The sequence below is a fragment of the Pseudomonas sp. 18.1.10 genome (assembly GCF_024655625.1).
GTDB lineage: Bacteria > Pseudomonadota > Gammaproteobacteria > Pseudomonadales > Pseudomonadaceae > Aquipseudomonas.
In genome coordinates this window covers 1-14,181 of the sequence record NZ_JANLGL010000155.1, presented here as the reverse complement: position 1 = coordinate 14,181, position 14,181 = coordinate 1, and the positions used below count along the sequence as shown (strand labels likewise).

Genomic DNA, 14,181 nt, shown 5'->3' with positions numbered 1-14,181 from the left:
AAACACATTCAGTGCCTGACACACCGCATTCGCGAGCAAGCCCGCTCCCACATTTGGTTTTGCGTTAAATCAGAACCTGCGTGTGCAAACTATGGTCGAATAGCCATTGCAGCCTAGGCGCACACCCGTGCGCAGTGCATTCAGGGAGCTACACACATGAAACGTTTTGCCTTGGCGATCATCTGCGGCGTATTGGCCACTTCGGCCGTGGCCGCGCCAAAAGACTGTGAAGAGCTCAGGAAAGAGATCGAAGTCAAGATCCAGGCGAACGCCGTGCCGTCCTACACCTTGGAGATCGTGACCAAGGAAGAAGCCGACAAGCACGATGTAGCCATGGTCGTCGGCAGCTGTGAGAACAGCACCAAGGCCATCATCTACCAGAAGAACAACGACTGAATCAGATGCAGTTGACGCTGCGCTCCTCTGCCAACAACTGACGCGCCGCGTTGTAGAGCCGGATATTCGGCGTGAAGCCCAGCGAACGGCCTTCCAGGACATAGCGCTGGCCCGCCTGGAAGTGGTCGTACTGCAGCGTCATGAAGCAGATGCGTTCGGTGGTCTGCCCCAGGCCGCCGAAGCCGCTGCCCGTTGGCACTTCAAAATCAAAGCGCACCATCAACTCGTGGCTGCCGGGCGGCATCTGGAAGAATCGACCGTCTTCGAGGTTCTTGCCGTCCAGGCGCTGGGCCATTACCAGTTTGGCGTTGGGTGTCGGAGTGGCGAAATCGACCCAGGCCTGCTGCGGATCGACCGCGGGCAACGGCGTCAAAGCGCATGCGCTGAGAAACAGGACGGTGATGGCAAGCAAGAGCTGGCGCATGGCGTGTACTCAATGGAAGAAAAGAAATGGGCCTGACGCAGCAGGCTCCCTTGAGTATAAACACCCCATGGCGTGGAAAAGTCCCAGGAGCAATCGGTACATGGTCAGGCGTTTTTCCCCCGGGTTGATGGTGGTACTGCTCAGCGGCTGCTCAAGCATCAGTTATTACGGGCAGTTGGCCAGCGGCCAGTGGCAATTGTTGCGGGCCCGCGAGCCGGTTGCCCAGGTCATCGCCGACCCCGCGCAGCCACCGCTGCTGCGTGAGCATCTGGCGCAATCCCAGAAGGCGCGCACGTTTGCCAGTGAGCACCTGCATTTGCCTGACAACCAGAGTTACCGGCTGTACGCCGATATTGGCCGGCCTTATGTGGTCTGGAATGTTTTCGCCACGACAGAATTTTCGCTCTCGCCGGAAACCCACTGCTTTCCGATCGCCGGTTGTGTGGCCTATCGCGGCTATTACAACCAGGGCGCGGCGCGGGGTGAGGCGGCATTGTTGCGCCTGCGGGGCATGGACGTGTCGATTGGCGGCGTCGAGGCCTATTCCACCCTGGGTTGGTTCAACGACCCAATCCTCAACTCGATGATGAGCTGGGGTGATGAGCGCCTGGCCACGCTGATTTTTCATGAGCTGGCGCACCAGCGGTTTTATGTGCAGGACGACACCGAATTCAATGAGTCATTCGCCAATTTCGTCGAGCAGGAAGGCACGCGGCAATGGCGTGTCGCGCGTGGGTTGGCGCCGGCCAGCGTGTCGGCTTCCAAGCAGCGCGATCAGTTTATCCAGTTGATCCTCGATACCCGTCAGCGCCTGGAGAAAGTCTATGCCCAACCTTTGGCGGCCGATGCGATGCGCGCGGCCAAGGCGGCAGAGTTCGAGCGTTTGCGCAGGGATTATCGGCAGATGCGTGATAGCCAGTGGGCGGGCGACAAGCGTTATGACGCGTGGATCAACTTGCCGATGAACAATGCGCGGTTATTGCCGTTTGGGTTGTATGACCAGTGGGTGCCGGCGTTTGCGGCGTTGTTTCGGCAGGAAGGCGGGGATTGGCTGAAGTTCTATGCGGCGGTGGAGAAGATGGGTGGGTTGCCGGTGGAGCAGCGTAAGGTGGCGTTGAGGCAGTTGGAGAGCGGTGGCCGTTAGGGCCCCATCGCGGGCAAGCCCGCTCCCACATTTTGATTTGTGAATACCTTTAAATGTGGGTGCTGGCTTGCCTGCGATAGCGGTCTCAAGGCTGCCGCAAAAACGCCTGATGCATCTCGGCCAACGTCTCAAAATGCCAAGTCGGCGCCTCGGCATTCAGTTCTTCAAAACTGCCAAACCCATACCCCACCGCCGCCGAATCCAGGCCATTGCTGCGGGCGCCGATCAGGTCGTGCTTGCGGTCGCCGATCATCAGGGTGGTCGCCGGGTCCAGGCCCTCTTCGCGCATCAGATGGGCAATCAGCTCGACCTTGTTGGTGCGCGTACCGTCCAGCTCGCTGCCGTAGATCACCTTGAAGTGCTTGGCAAAATCGAAATGCCTGGCGATCTCGCGGGCAAATTCCCACGGCTTGGAGGTGGCGACATACAGCTGACGGCCTTGGCTGTTCAGCTCTTCCAGCAGCGGCAGCACGCCGTCGAACACGCGGTTTTCATACAGCCCGGTGACCTTGAAGCGCTCGCGGTAGAAATTCACCGCTTCCCAGGCCTTGGCTTCGTCGAACCCGTAGAACTGCATGAACGCTTGCAGCAACGGAGGGCCGATAAAGTGTTCAAGCTTGGTCAGGTCCGGCTCGTCGATGCCGAGTTTGGCGAGGGCGTACTGGATCGAGCGGGTGATGCCCTCACGCGGGTCGGTCAGGGTGCCGTCCAGGTCGAAGAGGACGGTGGGGTAATGCAGGGTCATTGATCGAATCCTTCAGCCAGGTGCAGGTCTTTGAGCTTTACGTAGTTCGCCGCACTGTAGGTGAAAAACGCGCGTTCTTTGTCAGTCAGTGGACGAATTTGTTTAACCGGGCTGCCGACATACAAAAAGCCGCTTTCAAGTTTCTTGCCCGGCGGCACCAGGCTGCCGGCGCCGATGATTACCTCATCTTCCACCAACGCACCGTCCATCACGATGCTGCCCATGCCGATCAGGATGCGGTTGCCCACTGTGCAACCATGCAGCATGACCTTGTGGGCGATGGTTACGTCGTCGCCGATCAGCAGTGGGAAACCGTCCGGGTTGAACGGCCCGGCATGGGTGATGTGCAGCACGCAGCCATCCTGCACGCTGGTGCGTGCGCCGATGCGGATGCGGTGCATGTCGCCGCGAATCACGGTCAGCGGCCAGACGGAGCTGTCGGTGCCGATTTCGACATCGCCGATCACCACCGCCGAAATATCGACAAAAGCCCCGGCGCCGAGGGTTGGCGTGTGGTTCTGATAGGTGCGAAGGGTCACGATAGCCTCTCTCTGTTGTGCTGATAGCTGCGGTGGGCGTTGATTGTAATTAAGATGGCCCCATCTTTGTTCTTACATGTCTCCAGCCAAGGTACCCACCGTGAGCGCGAACAACCCTCTTCTGCAGTCCTACGACCTGCCGCCGTTCTCGGCGATCCGTGCCGAGCACGTGCAACCGGCCATCGAACAGATCCTCGCCGACAACCGCGTCGCCATCGAAGGCATCCTGCAAAGCCAGGGGAAAAATCCGACGTGGGCCGGCCTGGTCCTGGCCATGGACGAACTGAACGACCGCCTGGGCGCCGCCTGGAGCCCGGTCAGCCACCTCAACGCCGTGTGCAACAGCGCCGAATTGCGTGAGGCCTATGAAAGCTGCCTGCCGGCGTTGAGCGCCTACTCCACCGAAATGGGCCAGAACCGTGAACTGTTCCAGGCCTTTGAAGCCCTGGCCAACAGCCCGGAAGCCGCCGGTTTCGACGTGGCGCAAAAAACCATCCTGGAACACGCCCTGCGCGACTTCCGCCTGTCGGGTATCGACTTGCCGCCCGAGCAGCAAAAACGCTACGCCGAAGTGCAGAGCAAACTGTCCGAGCTGGGCAGCAAGTTCTCCAACCAGTTGCTGGATGCGACCCAAGCCTGGACCAAGCACGTTACCGACGAAGCCACCCTCGCCGGCCTGACTGACTCGGCCAAGGCGCAGATGGCCGCCGCTGCCCAATCCAAAGACTTGGATGGCTGGCTGATTACCCTGGAATTTCCGAGCTACTACGCGGTAATGACCTACGCCCACGACCGCGCCCTGCGTGAAGAAGTCTACGCGGCCTACTGCACCCGCGCGTCGGACCAAGGCCCGAATGCCGGTCAGAACGATAACGGCCCGGTGATGGAACAGATCCTCGACCTGCGTCAGGAACTGGCCAAGCTGCTGGGCTACGCGTCCTTCTCCGAGCTGAGCCTGGCCACCAAGATGGCCGAGTCCAGCGACCAGGTGCTGAGCTTCCTGCGCGACCTGGCCAAGCGCAGCAAGCCGTTCGCCGCCCAGGACCTGCAACAGCTCAAGGCTTACGCGGCCGAACAAGGCTGCGCCGACCTGCAAAGCTGGGACAGCGGTTTCTACGGCGAAAAACTCCGCGAGCAGCGCTACAGCGTGTCCCAGGAAGCCCTGCGCGCCTACTTCCCCATCGACAAAGTGCTCGGCGGCCTGTTTGCCATCGTGCAACGCCTGTACGGCATCGAGATCGCCGAGCTGAAAGGCTTCGACACCTGGCACCCGGATGTGCGCCTGTTTGAAATCAAGGAAAACGGCCAGCACGTCGGCCGCTTCTTCTTTGACCTGTACGCCCGCGCCAACAAGCGTGGCGGTGCCTGGATGGACGGCGCGCGCGACCGCCGCCGCACCATCGACGGTGTACTGCAAAGCCCGGTGGCCAACCTGGTGTGCAACTTCACCCCGGCCGACAGCGGCAAGCCTGCCCTGCTGACCCACGACGAAGTGACGACGCTGTTCCACGAATTCGGCCACGGCCTGCACCACCTGCTGACCCGCGTTGAGCACGCCGGCGTGTCCGGCATCAACGGCGTGGCCTGGGATGCGGTGGAGTTGCCGAGCCAGTTCATGGAGAACTGGTGCTGGGAGCCGGAAGGCCTGGCGCTGATCTCCGGTCACTATGAAACCTTTGAGCCGCTGCCCCAGGACCTGCTGGAAAAAATGCTCGCGGCGAAAAATTTCCAGTCCGGCCTGATGATGGTGCGCCAGTTGGAATTCTCGCTGTTCGACTTTGAACTGCACGCCACCCACGGCGATGGCCGCAGCGTGGCCCAGGTGCTGGAAGGCGTGCGCGATGAGGTCTCGGTGATGCGTCCGCCGGCCTACAACCGTTTTCCCAACAGCTTTGCGCACATTTTCGCCGGCGGTTATGCGGCGGGGTACTACAGCTACAAGTGGGCCGAAGTGCTGTCGGCCGATGCCTTCTCCAAGTTTGAAGAAGAAGGCGTACTGAATGCCGAGACCGGCCGCGCCTTCCGCGAGGCGATCCTGGCCCGTGGCGGTTCCCAGGAACCGATGGTGTTGTTCGTCGATTTCCGCGGACGTGCGCCGTCGATTGACGCACTCTTGCGCCACAGCGGCCTGAGTGAGGACGCGGCAGCATGAGTGAAGGGCCTGTGATCACCAAAAAGCAATTTATCGCCGGGGCGGTCTGCCCGGCGTGCAGCGAGCCGGACAAGTTGAAGATGTGGACCGAAGACAGCGTGCCGCACCGTGAATGTGTGGCGTGCGGTTATACCGACACATTGAATGACCAAGGTCTGTCGGTGCCCAAGGAATTGGGCACGCGGGTCAACACCTCGGCGTTGAAGGCACCGGCTGACCCGAAGGTGCAGGCGGTGCAGTTCTTCCCTAACCCCAAGCTGAAAAAAGACTGACGCCCGTTTAGGGTTTTACCGTCAGTCCAGCGTCGGTCTTTGGCTCGGCACGGCTTGTTCCCGCCGTGTTGAGCCAACTGTTCATCGAGCACAGTGCAAACGCACTGGTGCTGCAATCGCCATTCGCCAAGGCTGTACGCAACTTGTCGATATCGGCCTTCATCATGTAGCGAACGCCGTCCTTGAAGCCGTTACTGGTGCCAAACCCGCCCAGGGTCATCTCGTTCAGCGCATCCTCCTTGCTCCATCCCTGCACCACCACGCGATACATCGCCGCCATCAGGCCGGTGCGGTCGGAGCCGTGTTTGCAGTGCATCAGCACCGGGCCGTTGGCTTCGGCTTCCTTGATTGCCCTGAGTGCCGCCAGCACGTCGGAATCATCCACATGGTTGGTGCGATAACTCAGCTGAACTTGACGGATGCCGGGGGCTTTCAGCCAGTTGGCGTCTGACTCCGGCAGGAAGTTGATTACGGTGCCGATCTTCAGTTGTTCCAGCAGCGGCACCGCGCCGCTGTCGGGTAAAGCGCTGCGATACAGGGTGGGCGTCATCTGGTGCAAGTTGTATTGGCTGCCCACGGGCTGGGCCCATTCGGCTGAACGAATGGAGCTGGGTTCGTCGGCCTGGGCAGGAGCGAGGGTGAACAAGGCCGCGAGCGCGAGGCCAAGAGCCGACAGCCATTGATGCTTGAACATGGGTGACGTTAACCGGACATGAGGGGTGGGGAATGGTCCTCAGATTGGTTTACGGGGGGTCAACGGGGTGTGAGGCGGTCGTCAAAGATTTGTGAATCCTCAGTCTTTAGTCGCTGAAACGATTCCTCTCGATCCTTAGGCTGCTATCATTTGTAACTATTGTTTGCCAAAAAAACATAAGCCGCCCCCAGAAGCGACTGAAAAACCCGTGACCACATGATGAGGTGCACCCATGTCTGATCAAGATCAAGACAACCCCCGGCGTGACTTTCTGCGCAAATCCTTGACCTTGATCCCGGTGGTCACGGTTGCCAGTACTGGCCTTGGCGGCTCGCTGCTGATGGCCACGCCCGAGCCGGCCCAGGCCGCTCCAGCCAAGCCTGCGGCCAGCGAAAAAGCCTACGAGCCAAGCTACTTCACGGCCGAAGAGTGGGCGTTTATCAACGCCGCCGTGGCGCAGTTGATTCCTGCTGATGCCCAAGGCCCTGGCGCCCTGGAAGCCGGCGCACCGGAATATATCGACCGCCAGATGAACACGCCGTACGCCAGCGGCGCCCTGTGGTTCATGCAAGGTCCGTTCAACGCCGATGCGCCGCCCGAGATGGGCTGGCAGAGCAAACTGGTGCCCAAGGACATCTATCGCCTGGGTATCGCCGCAACGGATGCATGGTCGAAAGCGTTCAACGGTAAAGCTTTTGCTGCGCAAGATAGCGCTACCCGAGACGATATGTTGCGTCGCCTGGAGGCGGGTGGCAGTGAAGTGGCCGCGCATTTCGACGCGGTGCCGCCGAAGATTTTCTTCAACCTGCTGCTGCAAAACACCAAGGAAGGGTTCTTCTGCGACCCGATCCACGGTGGCAACAAAGGCATGGTCGGCTGGACCATGATCGGCTTCCCCGGCGCCCGCGCCGATTTCATGGACTGGGTTGAACGCAACGAGCAATACCCCTTCCCGGCAGTTTCCATCCGCGGCGAGAGGGCATAAACGTGGCGACCATCATGAAGAAAGTGGATGCGGTGATTGTCGGTTTCGGCTGGACCGGCGCGATCATGGCCAAGGAACTGACGGAAGCAGGCCTCAACGTGGTAGCGCTGGAGCGCGGCCCGATGCAGGACACTTACCCGGACGGCAACTATCCCCAGGTCATCGACGAACTGACCTACAGCGTGCGTAAAAAACTCTTCCAGGACATCTCCAAGGAGACGGTGACCATTCGCCATAGCGTGAATGACGTCGCCCTGCCCAACCGTCAGCTGGGTGCGTTTCTGCCGGGCAATGGCGTCGGTGGTGCGGGCCTGCACTGGTCAGGCGTGCACTTTCGTGTCGATCCGATCGAGCTGCGCATGCGTAGCCATTATGAAGAGCGCTACGGCAAGAACTTCATTCCCAAGGACATGACCATCCAGGACTTCGGCGTCAGTTACGAAGAGCTGGAACCGTTTTTTGACTACGCGGAAAAAGTCTTCGGCACCTCCGGCCAGGCTTGGACCGTGAAGGGGCAGTTGGTGGGCGAAGGCCGTGGCGGTAACCCGTATGCGCCGGATCGCTCCAACCCGTTCCCATTGGAATCGCAGAAAAACACCGTCTCCGCACAGCTGTTTCAGAAAGCCGCTGCCGAGGTCGGTTACAAACCCTACAACCTGCCGTCGGCCAATACCTCGGGGCCGTACACCAACCCCTATGGCGCGCAGATGGGCCCGTGCAACTTCTGCGGTTTTTGCAGCGGTTACGTGTGCTACATGTATTCCAAGGCTTCGCCGAACGTGAACATCCTGCCGGCGCTGCGCCAGGTGCCGAACTTCGAGTTGCGGCCCAATTCCCACGTGCTCAAGGTCAATCTCGACAGCACCAAGAGCAAAGCCACCGGCGTGACGTACATCGACGCCCAGGGTCGCGAATGCGAGCAGCCGGCCGACCTGGTGATTCTCGGCGCGTTCCAGTTCCACAACGTGCGCCTGATGCTGCTGTCGGGCATCGGCAAGCCTTACGATCCGATCACCAACGAGGGCGTGGTGGGCCGCAACTTTGCCTACCAGAACATGGCCACCATCAAGGCGTTCTTCGATAAGGACACCCACACCAACAACTTCATCGGTGCCGGCGGCAATGGCGTGGCCATCGACGACTTCAACGCCGACAACTTCGACCACGGGCCCCATGGCTTTGTGGGCGGCTCGCCGATGTGGGTCAACCAGGCCGGCAGCCGGCCGATTGCCGGGACGTCCAACCCCCCGGGTACACCGGCCTGGGGCAGCGCATGGAAACGCGCGACCGCCGATTATTACACCCACCAGGTGTCGATGGACGCTCACGGTGCGCATCAATCCTACCGGGGCAACTACCTGGATCTGGACCCGGTGTACCGCGATGCCTACGGTCAGCCGTTGCTGCGGATGACGTTCGACTGGCAGGAAAACGACATCAAGATGAACCGCTTCATGGTCGAGAAAATGGGCAAGGTCGCCGAGGCGATGAACCCCAAGGCCATTGCCGTGCTTGGCAAAAAGGTCGGTGAGCACTTCAACACCGCGTCGTACCAGACCACCCACCTCAACGGTGGCGCGATCATGGGCACCGATCCCAAGACCAGTGCGTTGAACCGTTACCTGCAATGCTGGGATGTACACAACGTGTTTGTCCCTGGCGCGTCCGCTTTCCCACAAGGCTTGGGCTACAACCCTACCGGTCTGGTGGCGGCGCTGACCTATTGGTCGGCCCGCGCGATCCGCGAGCAATACCTGAAAAACCCCGGCCCACTGGTTCAGGCATAAGGAGCGATGACCATGAAAGCATTTGTTATCGCCTCTCTGGCGCTGTTCAGCAGCTGCTCTGTCAGCGCTGCCGAAACCGACCTGGTCAAGCAAGGCGAATACCTGGCCCGCGCCGGTGACTGCGTGGCCTGCCACACCGCCAAGGGTGGCAAACCGTTCGCCGGCGGCCTGCCGATGGAAACGCCGATTGGCGTGATCTATTCCACCAACATCACCCCGGACAAGAGCGGCCTGGGCGACTACAGCTTCGAAGACTTCGACAAGGCCGTGCGCCATGGCGTCGCCAAGAGCGGTAGTACGCTTTACCCGGCCATGCCCTATCCGTCTTACGCGCGCGTCAGCGATAGCGATATGCAGGCGTTGTACGCGTACTTCATGAAAGGCGTGGAGCCGGTTGCCCAGGACAACAAGGCCAGTGATATTCCATGGCCGTTGAGCATGCGCTGGCCGTTGGCCGCGTGGCGCTGGATGTTTGCGCCTGAGGTGGCGAATCCGCAACCCGCTGCGCAAGCCGATCCGGTGATTAGCCGTGGCGCGTACTTGGTGGAAGGGCTCGGCCACTGCGGCGCATGCCACACACCGCGGGCCCTGACCATGCAGGAAAAAGCCCTGAGTGCCAGCGAGGGCAGCGCGTTCCTCTCTGGCAGTGCGCCGCTGGAAGGCTGGATCGCCAAAAGCCTGCGCGGCGACCACAAGGACGGCCTCGGCAGCTGGAGCGAGGCGCAACTGGTGCAGTTCCTCAAGACCGGCCGCAGCGACCGTAGCGCGGTGTTTGGCGGCATGAGCGATGTAGTCGTCCACAGCATGCAGTACATGTCGGAAAATGACCTGACGGCTATCGCCCGTTACCTCAAAAGCCTGCCGGCGGTAGATCCCAAGGATCAGCCGCACCAGTACGACAAGCAGGTCGCCGAGGCCCTGTGGAAAGGCGACGACAGCCAGCGCGGCGCCTCGGTGTACATCGACAACTGCGCCGCTTGCCACCGCACCGACGGCCATGGCTATACCCGGGTATTCCCGGCCCTGGCCGGCAACCCGGTGTTGCAGACGGCGGATGCCACCTCGTTGATAAACATTGTGTTGAACGGCGGCACCTTGCCGGCCACCCACGCGGCGCCGTCCACCTTCACCATGCCGGCGTTCGCCTGGCGCTTGTCGGACCAGGAGGTGGCGGATGTCGTCAGCTTTATCCGTGGCAGTTGGGGCAACCAAGGCGCACCGGTAAAAGCCGGCGACGTGGCGGACTTGCGCGAAAAGCACTGATCGTTCCCTGACCGCCAAACGGCACTGGTCAGAAACCTCGCGCCTCGATACTGTATATAAAAACAGTATCGAGGCGTTTTTATGTCTACTCCGCTGCCGCCCCGTGGCCGGGGCACGGCCACCAACCTGCATAACCGCTTTGCGCCCACCGTCAGCGTGGCCGAGGACGACGGCTGGTATCAGGAAGTGCCGCCGACCCAGGGCACCGAAGTGCGTATCGAAACGGCCAAGACCATCATCACCCGCAACAATTCGCCGGACTTGCCGTTTGATCGCTCGATCAACTCTTATCGCGGCTGCGAGCACGGCTGCATCTACTGCTATGCGCGGCCCAGCCATGCCTATTGGGATATGTCGCCGGGGCTGGATTTCGAGACCAGGCTGATCGCCAAGAGCAACGCCGCCGATGTGCTGGAGCAGCAACTGTCGAAGCCGGGTTATGTGTGTGCGCCGATCAACCTGGGCTCCAATACCGACCCGTACCAGCCTATCGAGCGCGAGTACCGCATCACCCGGCAAACCCTGGAGGTGCTGCTGCGTTACCGGCACCCGGTGACCATCATCACCAAGGGCTCGCTGATCCTGCGCGATCTCGACCTGCTTACCGAGTTGGCCAGGCAACGGCTGGTGGCCGTGATGATTAGCCTCACCAGCCTGGATGACGAACTCAAGCGCATCCTGGAACCGCGCACGGCGGCGCCCAAGGCACGGTTGCGGGCGATTCGGGTGATGCGCGAGGCGGGCATCCCGGTGGGCGTGTTGTGCTCGCCGATGATCCCGATGATCAACGACAGCGAACTGGAAAGCCTGCTCAGCGAGGCCCACGCGGCCGGCGCGCAAAGTGCGGCGTACATGATGTTGCGCCTGCCGCTGGAGGTGGCGCCGTTGTTCGAGGAGTGGCTGGCGGCGCATTACCCGCAGCGCGCGGCCCATGTGATGAGCCTGGTGCGCCAGGTACGGGGTGGTGAGGTGTATGACAGCCGCTTCGGCGTGCGCATGCGCGGCGAGGGGCCTTTTGCCGATCTGCTGGCCCAGCGTTTCAGCAAGGCGATCAAACGCCTGGGGCTCAACCGGCGGGAAGGGTTTAATCTGGATTGCACGGCGTTCTGTCCGCCAGGCAGGCAGATGGCGTTGTTGTAGACTGTTGAGGAAAGGTGCACTTTCTTTGTAGGAATAGTCTCACTTTGACATCACTGAAACCCGCGATCTAGAGCGGTTCATTCAGTTTGAGTTAAGTTTCGGCGGCTACCTTGTCCAGCGAGTGACTGATGAGTCGGCGGCCTGTTTTGTGGCGTTTGCAACGATTGCACGGGCCAGGCGTCGAACGCACTTGAGCACTCCCCTGCATTAACCAAGAGGATGAATCATGAGTGATAAGGATAAACAGCCGTTGGCTGCGTCGGCTTCAGCCCCTGAGGTGGCGGAAACCGCCGATGCAGCGCTAAAGCATATCGTTGACGGCTTTTTGCATTTCCATCACGACGTCTTCCCCCAGCAGGAAGAACTCTTCAAGAAACTCGCCACGGCCCAGAGCCCACGGGCGATGTTCATTACCTGCGCCGATTCGCGCATCGTCCCCGAATTGATAACCCAGAGTTCGCCGGGCGACCTGTTCGTGACCCGTAACGTCGGCAACGTGGTGCCGCCCTACGGCCAGATGAACGGCGGCGTTTCCACGGCCATCGAGTACGCGGTACTCGCCCTGGGCGTGCAGCACATCATTGTCTGTGGGCATTCCGATTGTGGTGCGATGCGTGCGGTGCTCAACCCCGACAGCCTGGAGAAGATGCCGACGGTCAAGGCCTGGCTGCGGCATGCCGAGGTCGCCAAGACCATGGTTCATGACAACTGCGACTGCGCCAATGAAAGCGAAAGCATGAAGGTGCTGACCGAAGAAAACGTCATCGCCCAGTTGCAACACTTGCGCACCCACCCTTCCGTGGCTTCGCGCATGGCCAATGGTCATTTGTTTATCCATGGTTGGATCTACAACATCGAGACCAGCGAAATCCGCGCCTACGATGCCGATCAGTCCACGTTCAGACCCTTGAACGGCGAAGGGCCAATCCCTTGCGCGACGCCTAAAGCGCGCTTCTAAAACACTTCCCTGCCGGGTAATGCGGTGGCTGCCATGGATGCAGCCAGGTATTACCGCGCCCGGCGAATGCCTCGGGAGAGTCATCATGCGTGCTGCTCAATTGAAAGCTGTATTGCCACGGGAGTTGCTCGCCTCGGTGGTTGTGTTCCTGGTCGCCCTGCCCTTGTGCATGGGCATTGCGATTGCGTCCGGCATGCCGCCGGCCAAGGGGTTGATTACCGGGATCATCGGTGGCCTGGTCGTCGGATGGCTGGCGGGTTCGCCGCTGCAAGTCAGTGGTCCGGCGGCGGGCTTGGCGGTGTTGGTGTTTGAGTTGGTACGCCAACACGGAATGATGATGCTGGGGCCGATCCTGCTGCTGGCGGGCTTCCTGCAACTGGTGGCCGGGCGCTTGCGCCTGGGTTGTTGGTTCCGAGTGACGGCGCCAGCGGTGGTGTATGGCATGTTGGCAGGCATCGGTGTGCTGATTGTGTTGTCGCAGATCCATGTGATGCTCGACGGTGTGCCCAAGCCTTCGGGGTTGGATAACCTGGCGGGGTTCCCGGCCGCCGTGGCGCAAGCGATTCCGGGCCTTGGCTGGCAGGCGGGTTTGCTCGGGCTATCGACGATGCTGGTGATGTACCTGTGGGACAAGTTGCGTCCGCAAACCCTGCGCTTCGTGCCCGGCGCTTTATTGGGCGTGGGCCTGACCACCGTCGTCAGCCTGATGCTGGCGTTGCAGGTCAAGCGTGTGGAGGTCCCGGAAAACCTCGCGGACGCCATCGACTGGCTACGCCCCAGCGACCTCTTGAACCTGGCCGATCCGCAACTGTTGATCGCGGCATTTGCCGTGGCCTTTATCGCCAGCGCCGAGACCTTGCTCTCTGCCGCTGCGGTTGACCGTATGCACAACGGCCAGCGTTCGGATTTCGACAAGGAATTGTCCGCTCAAGGTGTCGGCAACATGTTGTGCGGCCTGGTCGGTGCCCTGCCGATGACCGGCGTGATCGTGCGCAGCTCCGCCAATGTTCAGGCCGGTGCGACCACGCGGTTGTCGGCGATGTTCCACGGGCTGTGGCTGTTGGCGTTCGTGCTGTTGCTGTCGAGTGTGCTGCAAAGCATTCCGGTGGCGAGCCTGGCGGGCGTGCTGGTGTACACCGGGATCAAGCTGGTGGACATCAAGGCATTCAAAGCGTTGGGACGTTATGGGCGCATGCCGATGTTCACCTACGCGGCGACGGCGCTGGCGATCATCTTTACCGACCTGCTGACCGGCGTGCTGGTGGGCTTTGGGCTGACGCTGGTCAAGCTGGCGTTCAAGGCTTCGCGCCTGAAGGTGAGCCTGATCGACCTGCCCCAGGCCGGTGAAATGGAACTGCGCTTGAGTGGTGCGGCGACCTTCCTGAAAGTGCCGGCGTTGACCCAGGTGCTGTCGACGGTGCCAGCGGGGACGACCGTGCATGTGCCGCTGAACAACCTGAGTTACATCGACCATTCCTGCCTGGAGTTGCTGGAGGAATGGGGGCGGGCCAATGCGGCGAAGGGCTCGAAGCTGGTGATCGAGGCGCGGGGGTTGAAGCGCCGGTTGGAAGGCCGGGTGAGGATGACGACGGGGATAGGCTCGGCGGCAGTCTGACCACCGCAAAACAATGTGGGAGCGGGCTTGTGTGGGAGCGGGCTTGCTCGCGAATGCGGTGTGTCAG

The 14,181-nt window shown here is 61.1% G+C and carries 14 protein-coding genes; 10 read left to right on the top strand and 4 right to left on the bottom strand.

All coding sequences use genetic code 11. From position 1 onward, the window contains the following. The first annotated feature begins 156 nt into the window (after positions 1–156). Entirely contained in the window at positions 157–396 is a 240-nt protein-coding gene (locus NUV89_RS21765; protein WP_257782926.1) for a DUF1161 domain-containing protein, read from the top strand. Position 397: 1 nt separating this feature from the next. On the opposite strand, the gene NUV89_RS21760 is transcribed toward NUV89_RS21765, so the two are convergent. After that, positions 398–820: a hypothetical protein gene (locus NUV89_RS21760; protein ID WP_257782925.1), complete on the bottom strand. Its 423-nt coding sequence runs from the start codon at positions 818–820 to the stop codon at positions 398–400. Between the two features lie 100 nt (positions 821–920). On the opposite strand from NUV89_RS21760, the gene NUV89_RS21755 reads away from it, so the two are divergent. Continuing rightward, positions 921–1,964, top strand: a complete 1,044-nt coding sequence (locus tag NUV89_RS21755) for an aminopeptidase (protein ID WP_257782924.1) — start codon at positions 921–923, stop codon at positions 1,962–1,964. 85 nt (positions 1,965–2,049) lie between these two features. On the opposite strand, the gene NUV89_RS21750 is transcribed toward NUV89_RS21755, so the two are convergent. Both NUV89_RS21750 and NUV89_RS21745 read right to left on the bottom strand, forming a co-directional pair. Continuing rightward, positions 2,050–2,709: an HAD family hydrolase gene (locus NUV89_RS21750; protein ID WP_207045623.1), complete on the bottom strand. Its 660-nt coding sequence runs from the start codon at positions 2,707–2,709 to the stop codon at positions 2,050–2,052. After that, a complete protein-coding gene (locus tag NUV89_RS21745) occupies positions 2,706–3,248 on the bottom strand; it encodes a gamma carbonic anhydrase family protein (RefSeq protein ID WP_257782923.1) in 543 nt (180 codons plus the stop codon). The genes NUV89_RS21750 and NUV89_RS21745 overlap by 4 nt, the downstream gene beginning before the upstream one ends. A gap of 100 nt (positions 3,249–3,348) precedes the next feature. Between NUV89_RS21745 and prlC the strand changes: the two genes are divergently transcribed. Together prlC and NUV89_RS21735 are read left to right on the top strand one after the other, a co-directional pair. After that, positions 3,349–5,400 carry an oligopeptidase A gene (gene prlC, locus NUV89_RS21740; protein WP_257782922.1) on the top strand — a complete coding sequence of 684 codons (2,052 nt, stop codon included), beginning with the start codon at positions 3,349–3,351 and terminating at the stop codon, positions 5,398–5,400. Beyond that, complete coding sequence (locus NUV89_RS21735; protein ID WP_017528719.1) at positions 5,397–5,672, top strand: YheV family putative zinc ribbon protein; 276 nt, start codon at positions 5,397–5,399, stop codon at positions 5,670–5,672. Before prlC ends, NUV89_RS21735 begins: the two co-directional genes overlap by 4 nt. Positions 5,673–5,679: 7 nt before the next feature. Here NUV89_RS21735 and NUV89_RS21730 read toward each other — a convergent pair whose 3' ends face one another. Continuing rightward, positions 5,680–6,366: a tyrosine-protein phosphatase gene (locus NUV89_RS21730; RefSeq protein ID WP_257782921.1), complete on the bottom strand. Its 687-nt coding sequence runs from the start codon at positions 6,364–6,366 to the stop codon at positions 5,680–5,682. A gap of 232 nt (positions 6,367–6,598) precedes the next feature. On the opposite strand from NUV89_RS21730, the gene NUV89_RS21725 reads away from it, so the two are divergent. The 6 genes from NUV89_RS21725 to NUV89_RS21700 all read left to right on the top strand — a co-directional run bounded on the left by NUV89_RS21725 (position 6,599) and on the right by NUV89_RS21700 (position 14,114). Further along, complete coding sequence (locus tag NUV89_RS21725) at positions 6,599–7,351, top strand: gluconate 2-dehydrogenase subunit 3 family protein (RefSeq protein WP_257782920.1); 753 nt, start codon at positions 6,599–6,601, stop codon at positions 7,349–7,351. 2 nt (positions 7,352–7,353) lie between these two features. After that, positions 7,354–9,138 carry a GMC family oxidoreductase gene (locus NUV89_RS21720; RefSeq protein ID WP_257782919.1) on the top strand — a complete coding sequence of 595 codons (1,785 nt, stop codon included), beginning with the start codon at positions 7,354–7,356 and terminating at the stop codon, positions 9,136–9,138. A gap of 12 nt (positions 9,139–9,150) precedes the next feature. Then, positions 9,151–10,401, top strand: coding sequence for a cytochrome c (locus tag NUV89_RS21715; RefSeq protein ID WP_257782918.1), 1,251 nt, complete (start codon positions 9,151–9,153; stop codon positions 10,399–10,401). Positions 10,402–10,482: 81 nt separating this feature from the next. Further along, positions 10,483–11,541 carry a PA0069 family radical SAM protein gene (locus NUV89_RS21710; protein WP_257782917.1) on the top strand — a complete coding sequence of 353 codons (1,059 nt, stop codon included), beginning with the start codon at positions 10,483–10,485 and terminating at the stop codon, positions 11,539–11,541. Positions 11,542–11,767: 226 nt separating this feature from the next. Then, positions 11,768–12,499: a carbonic anhydrase gene (locus tag NUV89_RS21705; RefSeq protein ID WP_124527067.1), complete on the top strand. Its 732-nt coding sequence runs from the start codon at positions 11,768–11,770 to the stop codon at positions 12,497–12,499. Positions 12,500–12,584: 85 nt separating this feature from the next. Then, positions 12,585–14,114: a SulP family inorganic anion transporter gene (locus tag NUV89_RS21700; protein WP_257782916.1), complete on the top strand. Its 1,530-nt coding sequence runs from the start codon at positions 12,585–12,587 to the stop codon at positions 14,112–14,114. Positions 14,115–14,181 lie beyond the last annotated feature (67 nt).